Annotated in this window: 15 protein-coding genes; 4 read left to right on the top strand and 11 right to left on the bottom strand. The window is 58.2% G+C overall.

Annotation, left to right across the window (positions count from 1 at the left end; all coding sequences use genetic code 11):
* Positions 1 to 246 precede the first annotated feature (246 nt).
* Positions 247 to 1,170 (bottom strand): L,D-transpeptidase, encoded by a 924-nt coding sequence (gene ldtB, locus AC236I_RS16825; RefSeq protein ID WP_160873486.1) that lies wholly within the window; start codon positions 1,168 to 1,170, stop codon positions 247 to 249.
* Between the two features lie 191 nt (positions 1,171 to 1,361).
* Positions 1,362 to 2,144 carry a tyrosine-protein phosphatase gene (locus AC236I_RS16820; RefSeq protein ID WP_004859850.1) on the bottom strand — a complete coding sequence of 261 codons (783 nt, stop codon included), beginning with the start codon at positions 2,142 to 2,144 and terminating at the stop codon, positions 1,362 to 1,364.
* 178 nt (positions 2,145 to 2,322) lie between these two features.
* Here AC236I_RS16820 and AC236I_RS16815 point away from each other — a divergent pair, with 178 nt between their 5' ends.
* A complete protein-coding gene (locus tag AC236I_RS16815; RefSeq protein ID WP_004859854.1) occupies positions 2,323 to 3,918 on the top strand; it encodes an ABC-F family ATPase in 1,596 nt (531 codons plus the stop codon).
* Positions 3,919 to 4,324: 406 nt separating this feature from the next.
* On the opposite strand, the gene AC236I_RS16810 is transcribed toward AC236I_RS16815, so the two are convergent.
* From AC236I_RS16810 to AC236I_RS16800, 3 genes are all read right to left on the bottom strand, one after another.
* Positions 4,325 to 4,573: a hypothetical protein gene (locus AC236I_RS16810; RefSeq protein ID WP_054829194.1), complete on the bottom strand. Its 249-nt coding sequence runs from the start codon at positions 4,571 to 4,573 to the stop codon at positions 4,325 to 4,327.
* Positions 4,574 to 4,717: 144 nt separating this feature from the next.
* Positions 4,718 to 7,084, bottom strand: a complete 2,367-nt coding sequence (locus tag AC236I_RS16805; protein ID WP_487608555.1) for a glycoside hydrolase family 31 protein — start codon at positions 7,082 to 7,084, stop codon at positions 4,718 to 4,720.
* Between the two features lie 14 nt (positions 7,085 to 7,098).
* Positions 7,099 to 8,400: an MFS transporter gene (locus tag AC236I_RS16800; RefSeq protein ID WP_015584831.1), complete on the bottom strand. Its 1,302-nt coding sequence runs from the start codon at positions 8,398 to 8,400 to the stop codon at positions 7,099 to 7,101.
* 284 nt (positions 8,401 to 8,684) lie between these two features.
* On the opposite strand from AC236I_RS16800, the gene AC236I_RS16795 reads away from it, so the two are divergent.
* Complete coding sequence (locus AC236I_RS16795) at positions 8,685 to 9,776, top strand: LacI family DNA-binding transcriptional regulator (RefSeq protein WP_162098176.1); 1,092 nt, start codon at positions 8,685 to 8,687, stop codon at positions 9,774 to 9,776.
* On the opposite strand, the gene AC236I_RS16790 is transcribed toward AC236I_RS16795, so the two are convergent.
* From AC236I_RS16790 to moeA, 6 genes are all read right to left on the bottom strand, one after another.
* Complete coding sequence (locus AC236I_RS16790; RefSeq protein ID WP_004859865.1) at positions 9,773 to 11,038, bottom strand: DUF1479 domain-containing protein; 1,266 nt, start codon at positions 11,036 to 11,038, stop codon at positions 9,773 to 9,775. The genes AC236I_RS16795 and AC236I_RS16790 overlap by 4 nt on opposite strands.
* Before the next feature lie 147 nt (positions 11,039 to 11,185).
* Positions 11,186 to 12,001, bottom strand: coding sequence for a Cof-type HAD-IIB family hydrolase (locus tag AC236I_RS16785; protein WP_004859868.1), 816 nt, complete (start codon positions 11,999 to 12,001; stop codon positions 11,186 to 11,188).
* A gap of 382 nt (positions 12,002 to 12,383) precedes the next feature.
* Complete coding sequence (locus AC236I_RS16780) at positions 12,384 to 14,816, bottom strand: formate C-acetyltransferase/glycerol dehydratase family glycyl radical enzyme (RefSeq protein WP_004859870.1); 2,433 nt, start codon at positions 14,814 to 14,816, stop codon at positions 12,384 to 12,386.
* Between the two features lie 4 nt (positions 14,817 to 14,820).
* Positions 14,821 to 15,720 carry a glycyl-radical enzyme activating protein gene (locus AC236I_RS16775; protein WP_004859872.1) on the bottom strand — a complete coding sequence of 300 codons (900 nt, stop codon included), beginning with the start codon at positions 15,718 to 15,720 and terminating at the stop codon, positions 14,821 to 14,823.
* A gap of 153 nt (positions 15,721 to 15,873) precedes the next feature.
* Positions 15,874 to 16,629 (bottom strand): molybdopterin-synthase adenylyltransferase MoeB, encoded by a 756-nt coding sequence (moeB, locus tag AC236I_RS16770; protein ID WP_015584830.1) that lies wholly within the window; start codon positions 16,627 to 16,629, stop codon positions 15,874 to 15,876.
* Positions 16,629 to 17,864, bottom strand: coding sequence for a molybdopterin molybdotransferase MoeA (gene moeA / locus AC236I_RS16765; RefSeq protein WP_004859877.1), 1,236 nt, complete (start codon positions 17,862 to 17,864; stop codon positions 16,629 to 16,631). The genes moeB and moeA overlap by 1 nt, the downstream gene beginning before the upstream one ends.
* A gap of 279 nt (positions 17,865 to 18,143) precedes the next feature.
* Here moeA and iaaA point away from each other — a divergent pair, with 279 nt between their 5' ends.
* Positions 18,144 to 19,085 (top strand): beta-aspartyl-peptidase, encoded by a 942-nt coding sequence (iaaA, locus tag AC236I_RS16760; RefSeq protein WP_487608554.1) that lies wholly within the window; start codon positions 18,144 to 18,146, stop codon positions 19,083 to 19,085.
* Between the two features lie 11 nt (positions 19,086 to 19,096).
* Entirely contained in the window at positions 19,097 to 20,953 is a 1,857-nt protein-coding gene (gene gsiA / locus AC236I_RS16755) for a glutathione ABC transporter ATP-binding protein GsiA (RefSeq protein WP_032724625.1), read from the top strand.
* Positions 20,954 to 20,988: the final 35 nt, after the last annotated feature.

The raw sequence follows: 20,988 nt of genomic DNA, 5'->3' as shown, positions 1-20,988 counted from the left end.
GATCCGCCAGAGGTGTAAGAATCCGTCATCTCACAGAGATTGCCGTTTCGATTCGGCTTCAACATATCTGTAGGCGTTCCTGCCCCGTAGGTCGCTGTTAAGCCGGGGATTTAGTTTTTACGGTGGTGCAAACCACCGTTTACCGGCATCGCCCTGGCCGGCGATAAACCAAAAAAAAGCGGGTCACCTTTCAGTGACCCGCATTAGGCGCAAGGCCTGCTTTTTTTATGTCGTTACGTCAGAAGATTAGTTCAGACGAACCGGCATACCGGAACGGTTCTGGACAGCCTGCTCGACCACGGTCTGATCGACATCGGACTGACTGGTGACCGCCTGGACTTCTTTGGTCAGCGTAATCGGTACGATTTCACCGCCCTGGAACTGCGCTTCGGTGGTGGAGAGCGGGTTATGTACTTCGACATAACGGCTGCCGTCCGGCTCGGTAGTGGCTTTCACCGGCTCATCGATAAACTCGACGCGGGTACCAACCGGCACATTCTCAAACAGGAATTTGATGTCTTCGTTACGCAGACGGACGCAGCCGTGGCTGACGCGCAGCCCGATACCGAAGTTAGCGTTGGTGCCGTGGATCGCATACAGACGACCAATGTACAGCGCATACAGCCCCATCGGATTGTCAGGACCCGCCGGTACGACGGCCGGCAGCGGGTTACCCGCCGCGATGTATTCCGCGTGCATCTTCGCCGTCGGCGTCCAGGTTGGACCCGCTTTCTTACGTTCTACCTTGGTGACCCATTTGATCGGCGTATCTTTGCCCAGCTGGCCGATACCAATTGGCAGCACGATAACGGTGTTGGTGCCTTTCGGGTAGTAGTAAAGACGCATTTCCGCGCTGTTGATAACGATACCTTCATGCACGGTGTCCGGCAGAATCAGCTGCTGCGGGATATTCAGCACGGTGCCGCTCTTCGGCAGATAGGTATCCACGCCCGGGTTGGCTTCCAGCATGTTGGACAATCCCATCTGGTATTTAGCTGCGAAATATTCCAGCGGTTGCTTGTTGTTATCAGGAACCGTAATCACCTGGTTCTGACCAATCAGTCGGCTACCGTCGGTCGGCAGCGGATAAGTGACAGCGGATGCAGTGTTGCAAAAGCCGACGAGGGCGAAGGCTGCCGCTAAGAGTGTCGATATTTTCATATTCTTCATGTCGTGTGCAGTGGCAAAGCCACAAAGGCCTTTGTCAGATGATTCAGCTAATAGATGGGAGCGCATTATATGTGCATTCCATCCAACAGGGAAATCAGATGTGTACGAAATCACACTTTTTTGCCAGTTGTTTCAAGTGTAGTTCGCCGTTTTTCATTTCTGCGGCAAATCGTGGCAGGAAAAAACGGCATTTACCCCTCGAGAAAGCGTGAGCGCAGCGCTTCGCGCGCGTCGGGCGTCAGCTGATATTCCTGTTCCAGCCATGCATCCACGCTGGCATAGCGCTCGTGAATTGCCGATAGCGCCGCCGCGAGGTACGACTCATGTACCGTCAGGATTTCTGCCAGATTCTGCCGTCCGCGGGAGCTCAGTTGATCGCCGAGCAGGCCGAGGAGTCCGGTTTCGACCTGGTTCAGCGTACCGTGGGTGAGGAGATACTCCTCCATCACCGTCGGCGTGTCGCAGCCAAGGGCGAACAGCGTCAGCGCGCAGCCCACGCCGGTACGATCTTTACCCACCGCACAGTGCTGCAACAGCGCACCGTCAGCTGGCTGCATCAGCCAGCCGGCAAGCTGGCGATAAGCGGCGTTATTAAAGGGCAGCTGACGATAAAGCTGCAGCATAAATTTCTCGCCGCTCATGGCATTGAGCGTCGCGGCGTTAAGTTCCGTGACTTTGGCATCGACGCCTGGCGTCAGAGGATTGGCGGGCGCATTGAGATAACGCATCCGTCCATTCAACCTGTCGGGGCTGCGCTGGACCTCGTGCGGATCGCGGTAATCAATGACCCGGGTCACCGGCAGATTGTCCAGATGGCTCAGATCCTCGTCGGTCATCCGATGTAACGCGCCGGAGCGCAGGAGTTTCCCCTCGCGTATGCGGCGGCCGTCGGCGGTATGCAGGCCGCCGAGGTCACGAAAGTTGATGCCGCCCTGAAGCGATAAGAATGCCGGATGGCGGGAGTATGTGGTCATAGGTTCCTTCCAGATTAAGGGAAAAAATCATGTATCGGTTAAATGAATCGCGCAATATGAGAGAGACCGTACCACAGGCGCTGCCTGCGATTTTATTGCAAACCGTGAAAAGTGATGGCTTTGCTGGCATAATGCCCGATGTATCACACTTCTCATTCTCTTTTTTCAGGATAACCCCGTGCTAGTATCCAGCAACGTCACCATGCAGTTTGGCAGTAAGCCGCTGTTCGAAAACATCTCCGTCAAATTTGGCGGCGGCAACCGTTACGGCCTGATTGGCGCCAACGGTAGCGGTAAATCCACCTTTATGAAGATCCTCGGCGGCGATCTTGAGCCGACGTTGGGTAACGTCTCTCTCGATCCGAACGAACGTATCGGTAAACTGCGTCAGGATCAGTTCGCCTTTGAAGAGTTCACCGTGCTGGATACGGTCATTATGGGCCACGGCGAGCTGTGGGAAGTGAAGCAGGAGCGCGATCGCATCTATTCTCTGGCGGAAATGAGCGAAGAAGACGGCTATAAAGTGGCCGACCTCGAAGTCACTTACGGTGAGATGGACGGCTATTCTGCCGAAGCGCGCGCCGGTGAACTGCTGCTCGGCGTCGGGATCCCGGTTGAACAGCATTACGGCCCGATGAGCGAAGTGGCGCCAGGCTGGAAGCTGCGTGTACTGCTGGCGCAGGCGCTGTTTTCGAACCCGGATATCCTGCTGCTCGATGAACCGACGAACAACCTGGACATCGACACCATTCGCTGGCTGGAGCAGGTGCTGAACGAACGTGACAGTACCATGATTATCATTTCGCACGACCGTCACTTCCTGAACATGGTCTGCACCCATATGGCCGATCTCGACTACGGCGAACTGCGCGTTTATGCCGGTAACTACGACGAGTATATGACCGCCGCGACCCAGGCTCGCGAACGCCTGCTGGCCGACAACGCCAAGAAAAAGGCGCAAATTGCCGACCTGCAATCCTTCGTCAGCCGCTTTAGCGCGAACGCCTCAAAATCTCGCCAGGCGACTTCCCGCGCCCGCCAGATTGACAAAATTAAGCTGGATGAAGTAAAAGCGTCCAGCCGTCAGAACCCGTTCATCCGTTTTGAACAGGATAAGAAGCTGTTCCGTAATGCGCTGGAAGTGGAAGCGCTGGCGAAAGGTTTTGACAATGGTCCGCTGTTCAAAGGCGTCAATCTTCTGCTGGAAGTGGGTGAGAAGCTTGCCGTGCTGGGGACCAACGGCGTGGGTAAATCCACGTTACTGAAAACCCTGGTGGGTGAGCTGGAACCGACCAGCGGCAGCGTAAAATGGTCTGAAAATGCGCAGATTGGCTACTATGCGCAGGATCACGAGTACGAATTTGAAAACGATCTGACCGTCTTCGACTGGATGAGCCAGTGGAAGCAGGACGGCGATGACGAGCAGGCGGTGCGCAGCATCCTCGGTCGTCTGCTGTTCAGCCAGGACGATATCAAAAAGCCCGCTAAAGTGCTGTCCGGTGGTGAAAAAGGCCGCATGCTGTTCGGTAAGCTGATGATGCAAAAGCCGAACATCCTGGTCATGGATGAACCGACTAACCACCTGGATATGGAATCGATCGAATCGCTGAACATGGCGCTGGAGATGTATCAGGGAACCCTGATCTTCGTTTCCCACGACCGCGAGTTCGTCAGCTCTCTGGCAACCCGCGTGATCGAAATTACGCCGGAGCGCGTGATCGACTTCAGCGGTAACTACGAAGATTACCTGCGTAGCAAAGGTATCGATAACTAAGTGTCTGCGTTCCCGGCGCGCCTGCGTGCCGGGATAACGTTGTTCAGCGCCATCCTGCGCTGAATCTCTCCGCTGCAATCCGCCCTGCATTCAGACCCCTTAATTTACTCATCTTTCCTGCACAATACTGTGAATAAATAGCCGCTGAATTATCTGTTGCAGGAGGGGGCCATGAGCGCGTTTTCGCTGAGTGATTGCGTGGCTGAACCCCGTCTTCTCTGAATCTGAACGGGGTAGCGTGCAATGATTATTGTTCTGACTTTACTGAGCCTGGTGCTTTACTGCGTGCTGATTGGTTTTCTGATTGCTGCGGTTTGAGGGGGACGGCCGCCCGGCGGTACGACCTGATGAGCCGGACAGGTTCGCGACAGCGGCCGCCCGGCACCAACCGAAGAGGCAGGGCAAGTTAGTGGTGATGGACGGCGGCGGCAGGGGCCGGGAAACCGCGGGAGGTTGGCGCGGTACCGGTAAATGTCCCGGGGCTATAGGCCTGGGCGATCGCCACATCGTTTTCATCAGCGGCAAAGCGGCTGATGGCGGTGGTTTTGGCCGCGGCGGAGGGCAGCGGCATTTCAGGAGAGGGTTTTTCCTGAAATGCCAGTGCGCTGGTGGAACATAACATCAGCCAGACAATAAGAGCGCTCGGTAGTTTCATCGTCAGAGGTCCGGATCCAGAGAAGGGGCACTCTTACGGTATAACCGACGCCTCAAAAACGCCACGCCGCCTTACAGTTATGGCGTAGTTAGTTACAGCTGGACATCAATTAGCGGCCCTTCCAGACAGGGAAGGGCTCCGGGACTACTTCAGACGCCATTCTCCGGCTTCTTCACCATTTATCAGCAGCTTGCGCTTTTCACCGGCGGGCAAAGTCACTTTCAGCGCATGCCAGGCCGGGCAATAACGGCCGCGAGGGGTTAGCTGCAGGCTGATGGTGCTGGCGTCGCAGGCCATCTCCCACGTCAGCCACAGCGCATCATCCTCTTTATAGCCCCAGCTTTCGCCATCGTCCTCAAACAGCAGACCCTGCGACGACCCCACGCCTTTTAGCGGGTATAGCTTCAGCTCGCGCCGATCGTCTTTTGTCGCGCTGACGTGGGTGATGCGTTCGCTGAGCGGCAGGCCGGCTCCGGCGCGGACCAGCAGCGGCAGATGTTCCAGCGGCGCATCTCGCGTTATCCACTGGCCGCCGGAGAACCACTCCCCGCTATAAAAATCGTACCAGCCGGAGCAGTTTTCCGGCAGCCACACCCGGCGTTGACGCTGGTCCGGTTCGACGACGCTGGCGACCAGCAGATCGCGCCCCAGCAGGAAATCATCGCACTCTAGAAAGGTTTGCGGATCGTGCTCATGATCGAGGAACGTCGGTCGCAACATTGGCTCATCGTCAGCGTGGGCCTGCCACAGGAGCGTATACAGATAGGGCAGCAGACGATAGCGCAGTTCAATCGCGCTGCGAATCGCCGGGGTCACGCCCGGATACATCCACGCCTCGTTGACCGTCTGGTCATCGTTCCATGAATGAATGGTAAAGCGCGGGTGCATCACGCCATTCTGCACCCAACGTACGAACAGCTCGGCATCCGGTTTATCACCGGAAAAACCGCCGACGTCGTGGCCCACGTTATATAAGCCGGATAAACTCATCCCCAGCCCCATGCGGGTGTTATAGCGCAGGGTCTCCCAGCTGGTACGGTTGTCGCCGCTCCAGGTCTGGACATAGCGCTGCATTCCGGCGCAGCCGGAACGGGAGATCAGATACGGTCGCTTGTGTGGCGCGAAACGCTGCTGGGCTTCCATTGAGGCGCGCATCATCAGCAGCGGCATCACCGGGCGAATATGCTTGATGGCGATGTGCTGGCCAAAGCCGTGACAGCGGGCCTCGCCATCCCAGACTTCAAATTCGTTATTATCATTCCAGGTGGAATCGATGCCCATCTCCAGCAGCTGGCGGGTAACGCCGTCCTGCCACCAGGCGACGGTTTGGGGATTCGTGAAGTCGAGGTGCGATCCTTCGTCATCCCAGAAGCTGGAGCGTTCCGGTGCGTCGGTCTCCGAGTCGCGAATAAATAACCCCTTTTCCGCCACTTCGCTATAGCGCGGATGGTCCTGCAGCAGACAGGGTTTAATATTGGCCGCCAGCTTGATGCCGGCGTCATGGAAGCGCTGACTCATCACTTTCGGCTGCGGTACCTTGTCGTAGTTCCAGTTAAACACGTAGCGCTTGCCGTTGATCGAGGTGTAGCCGGAAGAGAGCTGAAAAGAGTCGCAGGGAATCGCATGCGCTTCACACAGACGGATAAAGTTCATCAGCTGATTTTGCGCATCCGGCGCGTCGGTGTAATGCATGGTGGAGCCGCTGTAGCCGAGACTCCACTTCGGCCCGAACAGCGTTTTGCCGGTCAGGCGAACAAACGCTTTGGTGACGTCCAGCGCCCGTCGGCCGGTGAACAGGTAGTAATCGATATCGCCCGCTTCCGCCTGCCAGCGGCGATAGGCGGTGTGGTAGTTATCAATTTCATTGCCCAGATCCAGCCAGCTGCTGCTCAGGTTATCGTAGAACAGGCCGTAGCTGATGTCGCTACGCTGGGTGAGGGTAAAGGGGATATGCTTGTACAGCGGGTCGGTACTGACGGCGTTATAGCCCATCGCATCGAGATTACGCATTTCATAGCGTTTACCGTTGCGCTGAAGATCGCCGGCCTTCTCGCCAAGGCCATAGAATCGTTCGTCCTTGCGGCGGCTCAGATAGTGTGCCGCGCCGTCGCCGTGGGCGTTGAGCAGATAGGCGCTGGTGGGGCGGTCATTGACCAGCGGGAGCCATTCGCCGTCGTCATGACGATAGCTCCATTCCAGCCACAGCGGCTGGTGAACGGTGACGCGCAGCTGCCCGGTGGCGACCGTCAGGCTGTCAGCGCGTTGTTCAAGCGTCCACGCGGGCAGACTAAAGCCGCTCAGATCCTCGCGAGGACGTCCTTCCCACGGCACGTCCTGCTGCGGTGCAATGCTCCAGGTACGGTCCAGCGCCAGCTGACCTTTGCGCTTTAGCAGGACGCGGAACAGGTTCTCCTCCAGTACATACAGGCACAGCGTGTGCTGCCCGTCGATAGTTAACTCAACGTGATGAGCCAACCGTTGGTGCAATGTCCAGTGTTTCAGCGTTTTCATCTTTGTATCCACTCTCAGGCGCGTTTGGCGCGACGTTCAGCAATAAATGCCACCAGGAAGATGGCGCCAATCAGGTCAAAGAACCCCATGGCAATAAACAGCGGGTTGAAGCCAATTTTGTCGGCAGTTACCCCGATTAATAGCGAGAACAGGAAGCTGGCAATCCAGGCCGCGGAACCGCGCATCCCGTTGACGGTTGCCATCTGGCCTTTATCAAACGACTCCACCACCAGCGCGCTCAGCATGCAGGAGATGATCTGGTGGCCGAAGCCGCCGATGGAGATCAGCACGATGGTGATATAGGGGTCGCGGGTAATGGCAACGAGGGCCAGCGAAATCATCAAAAAGGCGCCGGTCACCGAACTGGCGACGACGGCGTTAACCCGGGTATAGCCGAACCAGCGGGTATACAGTCTGGTCAGATAGCCGCTGACGACGCTGCCGAGGTCGGCGGCAAGAAACGGCAGCCAGGCGAACATGGCAATCTGTTTCAGATCCATGCCGTGCTCTTTAGCAAGGTACAGCGGGACCCAAAAGCTCAGCACGGCCCAGGCCGGTTCGGCCATGAACGCCGGAATCGCGATACCGTAAAAACGCTTGTTTTTCGAGACGGTTTTTAACGCGGTGAAGAACGGCAGCTTAACGGCCGGCGGCTCATTGTCCTGACGAATGAACGCCAGCTCGCTTTTGTCGAGGTTCGGGTGTTTTTCAGGGTTGTGATAAAGCGCCCACCACAGCACGACCCACAGCAGCGCCAGCACGCCGGTGAACATGAACGCGCCCTGCCAGCCGAAAGAGGCGTGGGCGAAGTAGATAATCGGCGGCGCCAGCATCGCGCCAATCGAGAAGCCGACGCCGGCCCAACCGGCGGCGATTGGACGTTCCGATTTCGGGAACCATTCGCCGATAGTTTTGGCGTTTGCCGGCGTGGCGGCGGCTTCCGCACCGCCCATAAAGAAGCGCAGGATGGCCAGGTGCAGCCAGCTACCGGCACCGGCATGGGCGATACAGGCAACGGCCCACAGGGTGGCGCAAATCATAAAGCCGAGCTTCAGGCCGATGACGTCGATAAGCCAGCCGCACAGCGGCTGGAAAAGGGTGTAGGCCAACTGAAAAGCGCCGACAATCCACGAATACTGTTCGGTGGTGATGCCGAGCGAGACCTTCAGCTCCGGGGCGATAATCCCCAGAGAGTTACGTGTGATGTAGTTGACGGTAACGCCGAGCAAAAAAAGGACCAGCATCCACCAGCGTAAATTTTTTATCACCCGCCGGGATTTGCTGGCGGCGATATCGTTGTTGAGGCCTTGACTCATAGAACTCTCCACGAGGTTTTTTTAATGTAGGGTAATGAGCGACTCGCACCACGAGTTGTCATACCGGTTCCTGTAATGGTTTGAATAATATTGTTTTATTTCTTCTTATATCCGGGTAACTAGTATGGAAGTTATCGGACCAATTCAGGTTAGGCGAGAAAATCGGCGGGCAGTAGCGTTATTTATGAAAGTTTTTTCATAAGAAGATGAAATGCTCACTGAAGAGGCAAACATTTACTTGATAATCTGGCTTTGTCGATGATGAAAATTCTTTCATTTTGAAGATGGAGCTGGATCACAAAATGGATAAAAAGCTCAAAATAGCCGAGATCGCCAGCCGGACGGGGATGTCGGCGAGCACGGTTTCCAGAGTGCTGGCAGGAAAAGCGAACACCAGTGATAAGGCCCGGCGGGCCGTGCTGACGTGCGCGCGCGATATGGGGGTGCTGGAAGGCATTGCCGCCGGGCGTATGCTGCTCAACAGCCTGGTCGTCTTTGCGCCGCAGCGGGCGTTTGATGAGCGTTCTGATATCTATTACTACCGGGTCATTCAAAGTATCCACCATGCGCTGGCTGCTCATGAGGTGCGCCTGCGAACCTGCGCGCTGGAAGAGAATGACAGCGATGCCAATCAGTTCCTGGCCCGCATGAACGAACCGGAAACCGAAGCGGCGATCCTGCTGGGCATTGACGATCCGCATATTCACGATCTGGCGGTAGATCTGGCGAAACCCTGCGTGCTGATCAACTGCCGCGACGAAGCGATGCGCCTCTCTTCCATTGCGCCGGATCACCGGCTGATTGGCCAGTTTGCCGCGCAGTATCTGTTTGATATGGGCCATCGGGCGGTGCTGAATGTCATGTGCCTGCGGCGTTACACGATGGACCTGCGGCTGGCAGGTATCAAAGAGGCCTGGCGGATGCGCAACCTGCATTTTACCGATGGGCGTGACCTGCTTACGGTCGCCAGCTTTAGCGCCAGGGACAGCGAAGAGCGGGTAGGCGAATGGCTCGACGCGCGGGCAGGCAAATCGCTGCCAACGGCATTTTTGGTCGGCGGAGATTTTATGGTCGCCGGGACGGTGAGTGCGCTGCAAAAGCGCGGGCTGCGGGTGCCGCAGGATATTTCGGTGATGAGTATCGACGGTTTCAATCTGGCCGCCATTCAGGATGTGCCGCTGACCGCCGTTCACGTCCCGCGTGACGAGCTGGGTACGGAAGCGGTACATCTGCTTCAGCAGCGGTTGATTCGCCCGGATGCGCCGCGCGGCTCGCTGCTGCTGCACGGCACGCTGGTGGTACGGGATTCGGTAAGGCGGATACGTTCCGGTAACCGCCTTACCACGGTTGTGCAGGCAGGGCTCTACGACGACTAGACGGCGATACCCAGCGCCCGTTTACCATGAATATTGAGATCGTCCAGGGTAAAACGCTCCTGCCAGTCGGCCTCATAGTCTTCACGGGGGAAGTCCCCCGGCGAAGCGCCGTTTTCCAACGCCAGCTTGACCTTCTGCGCGTAGGCGAGGTTTTTCTCGCACATCGGGGCGGCGGGAATGTACATCACATTGCCCCAGCCCTGCTGGTTTTCCACCGGCGCCACCGAATGAATCACATCGCAGTGCCACCATACCGAATCGCCGGCATTGAGCGCCGGGATAGAGCTGAGCGCTTTGATCAGCAGCGGATGCCATTTCTCGGAAACCGGCAGTACTTTCCCCGGCGCCACGCCGCACAGCTCATCGTCCGGCACATCGTCCAGCAGCGGGCGCAACAGGATATACGCCATCGCCTCCGGAATCGGCACTACGTGCAGCAGCCCCTGATCGGGAATCATATCCGAGAGCGCGGTCCAGCCCTGGAAAGTCCGGAAGACGGAGCACTTGGTGGTGTTGTCGACGGTGTACTCTTCGACTTCAGTACGGTGCGCCGCATTCCACGGGTCATAGGCATCAAGATTGCCGTTGAAGACGTTGGCAAAGACGCGCTGATAGGCCGGCAGCAGCCAGCGCTCCAGCGCGCCGGAATCGGTGTGTGCGCCCAACCCTTTCGAGGTGGTTCCCGGCGGGCGACGGCGGATGCGATCCGGATAGATAACGCTCACGTCCGGGTCGAACCACTGCTTGCCGTCATGGTTAAAGGTCCACAGGCGGTTAAGGAAAGACTGCACGGCGGCCATCTCATCGCTCTGACGCGCCTGCATCTGTGCCTGTGACCAGTAAATCGGGTAAATCTCCGGGCGCGAAGCGTCAAGTGAGCCGAAGAAGGTGTCGCCAGGGCCTTTGTAGACATCGTCGAAATGGTTGCGATCGAGATATTCAAGCATCGCGTTATCCCAGGCCAGCGCTCGTTCGCGCGAGAAGTGACCTTTGATCACCGCACAGCCGCGGCGCTTAATGGCCTCGCGCTGGGCGTCGCTGACTTTCCCTTGCGCGATATCGCTGAACGGGATCACCGGCCAGACATCCTCGCCGCGGGCTTTCAACGCCTCAATCTCTTCCAGGCGGGCGCTAATCTTTGCGCTGAGGCGATCGAATACCGCCTGCACATCGCCGATTTGCGTGCGCAGATGCTGTTTCATTTGGCGAATCGCCGCTTTGTGGTCGGCGGGTAATGTTTCGTGGGTGTAGATAGCAGCCATGGTGACCTCACTCAGCTTTCAGCTTTCATTCGAAAGTATTAAATCTTACAAACGTTAATTTAAGTTAAATTAAAGTTAATGCAAGTTTAAAATTTAGAGGAGGTGCACAAAATGGAAAAAACCGGGGCAGGGGGCCCCGGTCAGCGGTCAGCAGGAGAAGGGAGGCGTCTTATCGAGAACGGCCTGAATGACCTTCAGCGCGCCGTGATGGTTGTTGTCGTCAGTCGTGTAATCGGCGATAGCTTTGATGCTTTCGGCGGCGTTGCCCATGGCGAATGCGTATTTCACCAGCTTCAGCATTTCCGCATCGTTGCCGCTGTCGCCGATGGCGACGCACTCCTGCGGCGAGAGCTGCCAGCGTTTGAGCAGGCGGCTGATGCCGTTCGCTTTGTGCAGCCCGGGAATAATTAAATCAACGAAGCCGAAACCGCTGGTCACGGGCTTCATGATGCCATCGAGTGAAACGTGCAGTTTATCGATAAGCTGCGGGATATCGCTATCCGGCAGATTGAGCGAGAATTTGAACAGGGTGTCGTTAATGTTCTGATAATCGCTGATTCGCTGCAGGCGATGATAGTGTTTTGACATCAGGGCGACGAACGCGTCGGGGGCGTTGTCGCTGACGTAGGCGCTCTCCAGACCGCAGGCGACGAAGTTCAGCTGGCGGTCTTTCAGCAGCTCGCCAATCACCACCTGGGATTCATGGCGGGTCAGCTCGCCGTGGAACAGCTGTAGGCCGTGTTCGTACACCAGCGCACCGTTCTCGGCGACAAAAGAGATCTGCTCGCGAATTTCCGGGAAAAAAGAGATCAGCTGATAGTACTGGTTGCCGCTGGCGACAACAAATTCAATACCCTGCTGCTGAAGTTGCGCGAACTGCGCGAGAAAACGCGGGCGATCGTACTGCTTGGCGTCATTGAGAAAAGTTCCGTCCATATCGGTGACGATAACTTTAACGGTCATAACAAATGCTCCTGGCTAACTTCGACCAGTAACATTCTAATTACAATGTGACCTGAAGCACAAATTTATTTCGAATGAAACTTCATCCGCCTCGTTGCGCTCCAGATAGGTGGGTTGACTCCGCTAGCGGCTGACAATGTACGGGAGAAAATCCCCGGGTTGCGGCGCTCACGTCTGACCCGGGCTACCAGCCAGCAAATGGCCGTGAATCCGTAGCCCGGCTCAGCGCAGCGCCAGCCGGGGCTTTTCTTACAGCGTAGGCCCGGTACGGGCGATGAACTCGTCTCCGGGTTGCGGCGCTCACGTCTGACCCGGGCTACCAGCCAGCAAATGGCCGTGAATCCGTAGCCCGGCTCAGCGCAGCGCCAGCCGGGGCTTTTACTTACAGCGTATGCTCGGTACGGGCGATGATATCGTCCTGGGCATCCGGCGACAGGGCGGTAAAGAACGCCGAGTATCCCGCCACGCGGACCACTAAATCACGATACTGGTCAGGGTGCTTCTTCGCTTCCAGCAGCGTCTCCCGCGACACGATGTTGTACTGAATATGCCAGCCTTTATGCACTTCGAAGAAGGTACGCAGCAGCACCATCAGTTTCTGCTTATCGGACTCGTTCTCCAGCGTCGCCGGGTTCAGCTTCTGGTTTAGCAGCACGCCTCCGAGAATCGAACCGGTCGGCAGTTTGCCGACGGAGCTGATGACCGCCGTTGGCCCCAGATGGTCAGTCCCGGAAGCCGGGCTGGCACCTTCCGCCAGCGGTGAGTGCGCTTTACGTCCGTCCGGCGTGGCCATGGTCTGGGCGCCAAACGGCACGTTAGCAGAGATGGACGAGGTACCGGCGTAGTAGTTACCGCCGATTGGACCGCGGCCGTAGCGCGGGTTGTGGTACTGCTTCAGCTCATCGATATAGGTCTGGTACGCGCGCGCCAGCAGGGTATCCACGCTGTCATCATCGTTACCATACTTCGGTGCGCCGTTGATTAAACGCTGACGCAGCTGCTCGTGGGTCAGGCCTTCAAAGTCTTCCGCCAGCGCTTTCGCCAGCTGCTGCTGACCGATTGCCCCCTGCTCAAACACCAGCTTTTTCACGGCGACCAGGCTGTTGCCGAGGTTGGCGATCCCGACCTGCAGTCCGGATACCCAATCGTATTTGGCGCCGCCTTGTTTAATGCTCTTCGCCCGCTCGATGCAGTCATCCACCAGCGCCGAGCACAGAATGTCATGGACGTTCTCTTCCAGCATGGTATCGACGACGTACTCAATCTCGATCGATTTACGCGTGTAGTAGCGAATCTGGGTATCCCAGTCTTCCAGCACCTGCTCGAAGCGGGTGAAGTTGCCTTTCGACAGCGCGTGTTCCTGCGGCAGGAACACCTGACCGCTGGTAGCATCGCGGCCACCTTCCAGGGTGGCGAGCATTACGCGGGCGAAGTTGATAAAGCTCATCCCGGTACAGCGATAGCCCCACTTGCCGCCGACGGCGGTTTCGATGCAGCCGATGGCCGCGTAGTCGTAGGCATCCTGCGGTTCGATGCCGAGTTTGATGAATTCCGGAATAACGATTTCGTCGTTATTAAACGCCGGCATCCCGAAGCCGCAGCGAATGACCTGTACGCAGGCGTCAAGGAAGTCATTACTCATACCGGCGTGGTAGCGCACGCTGAGGTTCGGCTGGGTGGAGCGCAGACGGCCGCAGGATTCGAGAATCGCATAGGAGAGCGGATTCACCGCATCCTGCGCGTTGCCGTCCACCAGGTTCTGGCCGCCGATCGTCACGTTCTGGTATAGCGGGCTGCCTGCGGAGGCTTTCGAGTGCGAGCCGGAGCGGATTTTGTTCACTTCCAGCAGCTTCAGCCAGCAGCTATGCAGCAGTTCAATCGCTTGTTCACGCGCCAGCGATTGCTGCAGCTCGACGTCGCGACGGTAGTATGGATAGAGGTACTGGTCCATACGGCCGAAGGAAACCGAGTGGCCGTTGGATTCAATTTGCAAAATCAACTGGATGAAGTAGCACAGCTGCAGCGCCTGCCAGAACGTTTTTGGCGGTTCATGGGCGATGAGGTCGCAGTTTTCGGCGATGGCCAGCAGCTCGTCCCGGCGCGTTTCGCGTGTCTCGGCGGCAGCCATGGTACGGGCCAGTTCGGCAAAGCGTTGGCAGTGTTCGCTCACCGCTTCCAGCACGATATCAATGGCTTTGAGGAACTGCTCACCGTGCAAATCTTCCAGCACCGTAAGGTTGATGCGTGAACGGCGCTCGGCTACTTTGGCGCGCATGCCGTCGAGGCCTTTTTCCAGCAGCAGCGGATAGTTGACCGCCAGGTGGGCGTCGCCGGAGGTCATATTGCCTTCCGCTTTAATAATGCCGGTGGCCAGCAGCGCTTTTTGTTCATCGGTAAACATCCCGTAGCAGCGATCCTGAACGGTCTGTCCACGCCACCACGGGCAGATCTCATGCAGCACCCGCTTGTTCTCTTCGCTGACGGCGAAACCGGCTCCCGGACGATCGGCCAGATCATCGATCTCTTTTTCAATCCAGCTGACGGTATATTCCGGGAAGATCGGCGCGGCGCGGACTTCGCTTGCCTGGTTGCCGACGATCAGCTCGTCGTGTTTGATCCAGATAGTCCGCTCCGCCAGGTGATGGGCCAGCGCCAGCGCGCGACGTACCGGGATCGGCTTATCCAGATGCTGTTGATAAGCGGCGGTGTAATGCTGCGCGCGCTCGGTGCATACCGGCGGCTTAACGATATGAACCAGCGCCATTTTATGCGCCTGAATGCGAGCGCTCAGCGTATCCAGTTTCAGGGTTGTCATGAGTTTATCCTCGTAAAGTAGCCGTTAAACCTTTGCTCTGAGCATAGTGCTGCGCGAAGGCGAGCAGCTCGGGTGCAGCAAGCGGTTTGTCCGGAGCGGTATAGGGCTGACTGAGTAACTGATATTTGTTCATTCCCAGCGTGTGGTACGGCAGGAAGTGAATCTCCTCGACCTTCAGACGGTCGGCGGCAAAATCGGTGATGGCGGTAATGGCGGCTTCATCGGCATTAAATCCCTGAATCAGCGGGACGCGGATGATAATTTTTTTCCCGGCCTGCGCAACGCGTTGCAGGTTATCCAGCACCCGGCGAGCGCTGCCGTCCGTCCATTGGTTGAAAATCGCTTCGTTCACGTGCTTAAGGTCGGCGAGAAACAGATCTACCCACGGCAGCGAAGGCGCAACATATTTCCACGGCACGTGCAGACAGGTTTCGACGGCGGTGTGAATACCGGCTTCATGACTGGCCTGAAACAGCTGCTGCGCCAGCTCAGGATTCATAAACGGCTCACCGCCTGAGAGGGTAACTCCGCCGCCGCTGCGATCGTAGAATGGTTTATCCCGCAGTACCGTGGCCATAATCTCCTCCACAGGCTTCTCTTCGCCGCAGACGGTGAGTGCGGTGGTCGGGCAGCATTCGCGCAGCCGCGCATAGTGGTCGTCGGTGAGCTTTTCACGATGGATAATCAGGCCATCCAGCTTGCGGGTTATCACCTCCGGCGCCGCCTGCTGGCACAAATCGCAGCCGTCGAGACACAGACGAGCGTCATACAGCAGATCCGCGGTGCGGGAACGACTTTCCGGATTCTGACACCAGCGGCAACCCAGCGAGCAGCCTTTAAGGAATACGACGGTGCGAATCCCCGGGCCGTCGTGGGTTGAATAGCGCTGAATGTTGAAGATCATGTTGAGCCCTCTCTTTGCATATGAAGATTAAATTACTTTCGAATGAAAGTTACATTGATGCAAATCAACAAGCAGAACGGATACGATCGGGGAGAAGAGGGAAAGGTGTAGCGGGTCACAGATTATCCGGCGACGGTCGCCGCCGGTGGGGGGTTAGTGGCTTGCGCATACCTCGCACTGCGGATTACGCGGCAGCTTCATTTCACGAAACTGACAGGTCATTGCGTCGTACATGACGATTTTGCCTGCCGCCGGCGTGCCGTAGCGGCTGAGCACTTTAATCGCTTCCATCGCCTGTAACGCGCCGATGACACCCACCAGCGGCGCCATCACGCCCGCCTCAACGCAGGTGAGGGCGTTGTCGCCGAAAAGACGGCTCAGACAGCGATAGCACGGCTCACCCTCCTGCCAGGTAAAAACGCTGATCTGACCTTCCATGCGAATCGCCGCGCCGGAAACCAGCGGCGTTTTGTGCCGGAAACAGCCCACGTTAAGCTGGTTGCGGATAGCGACGTTATCGGTACAGTCGAGCACCAGATCGTGGGCGGCGATCTGCGCCCGCAAGGCTTCCTCTTCCAGCACCGCATTCAGCGTCGTGAGCTGAACGTGCGGGTTGATGCGTGCCAGCGCGTCGCGCGCGGAGTCGACCTTCGGTTGGCCGAGGGTCGCATCGCTGTGCAGCGTCTGACGCTGCAGATTGGAGAGCGACACGGTGTCGAAATCCAGCAGCGTGAGCTGACCGATGCCCGCCGCCGCCAGATACTGCGCGGCCGCGCAGCCGAGCCCGCCCAGGCCAACCACCAGCACCCGGGAGGCTTTCAACTGCTCCTGACCGTCAAAGTCGAAACCGCGCAGGATGATTTGACGGTTGTAGCGCAGCATCTCCTCATCGCTCAGTTCAACCGCCATTACAGCCCCCCGAACAGATGGTTAAAGGGCTCGACTTCAACCCACTCACCCGCTTCAACGGCGCCGCGCTCGCGTTCGAGAACGATAAAACAGTTGCCGAGACTGAAAGAGCTGAAGATGTGCGACCCCTGATGACCGGTCGATTCAACCACCAGCTCACCGTCCGGATTGCGTCGCAGCACGCCGCGCTGGAAGTCGAGACGGCCCGGTGATTTCTTTAGCCGCGTAGCGGCGCGAACGCGCAGGCGCATCGGCTGCGCCTGGCCGCCGTTGCCCCCCAGTTTTGCCAGCAGCGGCTGCACCAGCTGATAGAAGGTGAGGGTGGCGGAAACCGGATTACCTGGCAGGCCGCAGAACCAGCTGTTATTCAGTTTTCCGAAGGCAAAAGGTTTACCCGGCTTGATGGCCAGCTTCCAGAAGCCGATTTCACCCAGCTCTTCGAGTATCTCTTTGGTGTAGTCCGCTTCCCCGACTGAGACGCCGCCGGAGCTGATGACTACATCGGCCTGCCGGTCGGCCTCGATAAACGCCTCGCGCAGTCGATCCGGATCGTCGGGAATAATGCCAAGGTTAATCACCTCGCAGCCCAGCTGCTCAAGCATCAGGTGAACGGCGAGGCGGTTGGTATCGTAAATTTGCCCGTCGCCCAGCGGCTGGCCCGGCAGCTGCAGTTCATCCCCGGTCGAGAAGACCGCGACGCGCACTTTGCGCACCACCGCAACTTGCGCAATCCCCAGCGAAGCGAGCACCGGCAGTTCGGCGACGGTAAGCGGGGTTCCTGCCGGGAAGACCACGGCGCCATCGGCGATATCTTCCCCACGGCGGCGAATGTTCTGCCCGGCTTTGACCGGCGCGATGAAGCGGATGCCCTCTTCGGTCTGCTCCGTCTCTTCCTGCATCACCACCGCGTCGCAGCCTGGCGGGACGGGGGCGCCGGTCATGATGCGAATACAGCTTCCGGCAGGCCAGGCATCGTGGAACGGCTGTCCGGCGAACGCTTTACCCGCCACCGGCAGCGCCGCGCCGTCGGCGAGGTCGGCCAGACGCACGGCATAACCGTCCATCGCCGAGTTATCAAAACCCGGGACGTCCAGCGGTGAAATGAGATCATGGGCGGTTACGCGCGAAAAGGCCTGCAACAGCGGGACGGTTTCCACCGCGCTGAGCGGTGTAATTCGATTGAGCATCTGAGTCAGGGCTGTGTCGAGCGGCATCAGTCCGGCGGTAAAATCCATGGGGGTCTCCTGCGGGCAAAACATCGAAAACACCTATTATGACAGAAAAGCGCTGGCGGCTATATGCCACCACGGTACAGGGTTTACACCGCACTCCGCGCTTTCTATATTCAAAAATTGTATAGGACAGTCAGCACGATAATGATATTTATACACAAAATCATCCTGAATACAGCGGGGCAGCAGGGGAATACACCTGGAAAAGAGCGGGTTATCCGTCGCCTGTCAGGAGCGGTTTGCAGGATGTATCAAGACACTTTATCGGTAAAGGATCGCTGAATGGGCAAGGCGGTGATAGCAATTCATGGCGGGGCGGGGGCGATTACGCGTTCCGCCCTGACGCCGGAACGTGAACGACAATACGTGGCGGCGCTTTCAGCGATCGTCGATAGCGGGCAAAAAATGCTGGCGGCAGGTGCCAGCGCGCTGGATACGGTGACGGAAGCGGTGCGGCTGCTTGAGGAGTGTCCGCTGTTTAACGCGGGTATCGGATCGGTCTTTACCCGCGATGCAACCCATGAACTGGATGCCTGCCTCATGGACGGCAACCGGCTGCTGGCCGGGGCGGTTGCCGGAGTAAAACATTTGCGTAATCCGGTGTTGGCCGCGCGTCTGGTGCTGGAACAAAGCCCGCACGTGCTGCTGATTGGTGAAGGGGCGGAAGCCTTTGCCGTTTCTCATGGCATGGAACGGGTCGAGAACCATCTGTTTTCGACCACCGAGCGTTTACTCCAGCTACAACAGGCCCAGGCCGACGATGAAATCGTGCTCGATCATCGCCCCGCGCCGCTCGATGAGCGCCATAAGATGGGGACCGTCGGGGCGGTAGCGCGGGATTTGGCCGGTAATCTGGCGGCGGCGACCTCGACCGGCGGCATGACCAATAAGCTCCCCGGGCGCGTCGGTGACAGCCCGTTACCGGGGGCCGGCTGCTATGCCAATAACGCCAGCGTCGCGGTCTCCTGCACCGGAACCGGCGAAGTGTTTATGCGCACGCTCGCGGCCTACGATATTGCGGCGTTGATGGAGTATGGCAATCTCAGCCTGTATGAGGCCTGTGAGCGGGTGGTGATGGAAAAACTGCCGGCGCTCGGCGGCAGCGGCGGCCTGATTGCCATCGACAGAGAAGGCAACGTGGTTCTGCCGTTTAACAGCGAAGGCATGTATCGGGCCTGGTGCTATGCCGGGGATACGCCGACGATTGGTATTTATCGGGAATAAGGGGAAGCAGGTTGCCGCATAGTCAAGAAATCGACGCCGATGATGTTCTGGTGGTACGCGATCTGAACGTGGCGTTTCGCCAGCAGCAGGAGACGTTTTCCGCGGTGCGTCAGCTGTCGTTTACCCTGCGGCGGGGCGAAACGTTAGCCATTGTCGGCGAATCGGGTTCAGGAAAATCCGTGACCGCGCTGGCGCTGATGCGCCTGCTCGATCGGGCGGTAAGCGAGGTCAGCAGCGAAGCGCTGTGGCTGCGCCGTCGCAACCGTCAGGTCGTCTCCCTGAGCGAGCAGTCCGCCGCGGGGATGCGCAGCGTGCGCGGGGCGGACATGGCGATGATTTTCCAGGAGCCGATGACCTCGCTAAACCCGGTATTTACTATCGGAGAGCAGATTGCCGAGTCTATTCGTTTGCACCAGGGGCTGGGGCATGATGCGGCGCTGCGCGAAGCGAAGAAAATGCTCGATCAGGTCAGGATCCCCGAGGCGGAAACGGTGCTCTCGCGCTATCCCCATCAGCTTTCCGGTGGGATGCGTCAGCGGGTGATGATCGCGATGGCGCTCTCCTGTCGTCCTGCGGTTCTGATTGCCGATGAGCCCACCACGGCGCTGGATGTGACAATTCAGGCACAGATTCTTCAGCTCATTGCCGTGCTGCAAAAAGAGATGGCGATGGGGGTGATCTTTATTACTCACGATATGGGGGTGGTCGCCGATATCGCCGATCGGGTACTGGTGATGTACCGCGGAGAAGCGGTGGAGAGCGGCACGGTGGAGGAGATCTTCCGCGCGCCGCAGCACCCCTACACCCGGGCGCTGCTGGCCGCGGTCCCGCGGCTCGGGTCGATGCGCGGTAGCGATCTGCCGCGTCATTTTCCGTTATTACAGCAAGCTGCGCCTGACGAGGGCGAGCAGAATACTGTCGTCGCCGGCGAGCCGATTCTTAAAGTGCGCGATCTGGTGGCGCGCTTCCCGCTGCGCAGCGGCATTCTGAATCGCGTCACCCGCGAAGTTCATGCGGTGGAGAAGGTGAGTTTTGACCTGTGGCCAGGAGAAACCCTCTCTTTGGTCGGCGAGTCCGGCTGCGGGAAGTCAACGACCGGCCGGGCTCTGCTCCGGCTGGTGGCGACGCAGGGCGGCACCATCGTTTTTAACGGCGAGCGGATTGATACGCTGGCAAACAGCAAACTTCAGGCGCTGCGCCGCGATATCCAGTTTATTTTCCAGGATCCGTTTGCGTCGCTCGACCCGCGACAAACCGTGGGTTATTCGATCATGGAGCCGCTGCGCGTACACGGCATGCTGGAGGGGGACGCGGCCCGCGCGCGCGTCGCCTGGCTGCTGGAGCGAGTCGGTTTGCAGCCGGAACATGCCTGGCGCTACCCGCACGAGTTTTCCGGCGGCCAGCGCCAGCGTATTTGCATCGCCCGCGCGCTGGCGCTCAATCCGAAAGTGGTGATTGCCGACGAGGCCGTGTCAGCGCTGGATGTTTCCATCCGCGCGCAGATTATTAATCTGATGCTCGATTTACAGCGCGAAATGGGCATCGCATTCCTGTTTATTTCACACGATATGGCGGTGGTTGAACGCATCAGTCATCGCGTGGCGGTGATGTATCGTGGGCGGATTGTCGAGATAGGCCCGCGGCGCGCCGTGTTTGAAAACCCGCAGCACCCTTATACCCGTAAATTGATGGCCGCCGTACCGGTTGCCGACCCGACGCATCGTCATCCGCAGCGCGTACTGCTCTCTGACGAACTGCCGGGCAATATCTATAAGCGGGGCACCGAGGTTAGCAGCATGCCGTTACAACAGGTGGGGCCGGGCCATTTTGTCGCCAGGGAACCCGTCGCCGACGTGCTGGGAAGATAACAACGACACCAACAGTACAGCCTTTCAGGAGAACA

The organism is Klebsiella sp. Sb-30, from assembly GCF_057652795.1.
The sequence above is the reverse complement of the archived record's forward strand: the minus strand, read 5'-3'. Positions and strand labels throughout refer to the sequence as shown.

Bases quoted from the DNA above. Each gene is read 5' to 3' on its own strand.
- iaaA (WP_487608554.1), top strand. From the start codon at position 18,144: ATGGGCAAGGCGGTGATAGCAATTCATGGCGGGGCGGGGGCGATTACG.
- ldtB (WP_160873486.1), bottom strand. From the start codon at position 1,170: ATGAAGAATATGAAAATATCGACACTCTTAGCGGCAGCCTTCGCCCTC.
- AC236I_RS16780 (WP_004859870.1), bottom strand. From the start codon at position 14,816: ATGACAACCCTGAAACTGGATACGCTGAGCGCTCGCATTCAGGCGCAT.
- AC236I_RS16820 (WP_004859850.1), bottom strand. From the start codon at position 2,144: ATGACCACATACTCCCGCCATCCGGCATTCTTATCGCTTCAGGGCGGC.
- moeB (WP_015584830.1), bottom strand. From the start codon at position 16,629: ATGGCGGTTGAACTGAGCGATGAGGAGATGCTGCGCTACAACCGTCAA.
- AC236I_RS16785 (WP_004859868.1), bottom strand. From the start codon at position 12,001: ATGACCGTTAAAGTTATCGTCACCGATATGGACGGAACTTTTCTCAAT.
- moeA (WP_004859877.1), bottom strand. From the start codon at position 17,864: ATGGATTTTACCGCCGGACTGATGCCGCTCGACACAGCCCTGACTCAG.
- AC236I_RS16800 (WP_015584831.1), bottom strand. From the start codon at position 8,400: ATGAGTCAAGGCCTCAACAACGATATCGCCGCCAGCAAATCCCGGCGG.
- AC236I_RS16790 (WP_004859865.1), bottom strand. From the start codon at position 11,038: ATGGCTGCTATCTACACCCACGAAACATTACCCGCCGACCACAAAGCG.
- AC236I_RS16810 (WP_054829194.1), bottom strand. From the start codon at position 4,573: ATGAAACTACCGAGCGCTCTTATTGTCTGGCTGATGTTATGTTCCACC.
- AC236I_RS16795 (WP_162098176.1), top strand. From the start codon at position 8,685: ATGGAGCTGGATCACAAAATGGATAAAAAGCTCAAAATAGCCGAGATC.
- AC236I_RS16775 (WP_004859872.1), bottom strand. From the start codon at position 15,720: ATGATCTTCAACATTCAGCGCTATTCAACCCACGACGGCCCGGGGATT.
- AC236I_RS16805 (WP_487608555.1), bottom strand. From the start codon at position 7,084: ATGAAAACGCTGAAACACTGGACATTGCACCAACGGTTGGCTCATCAC.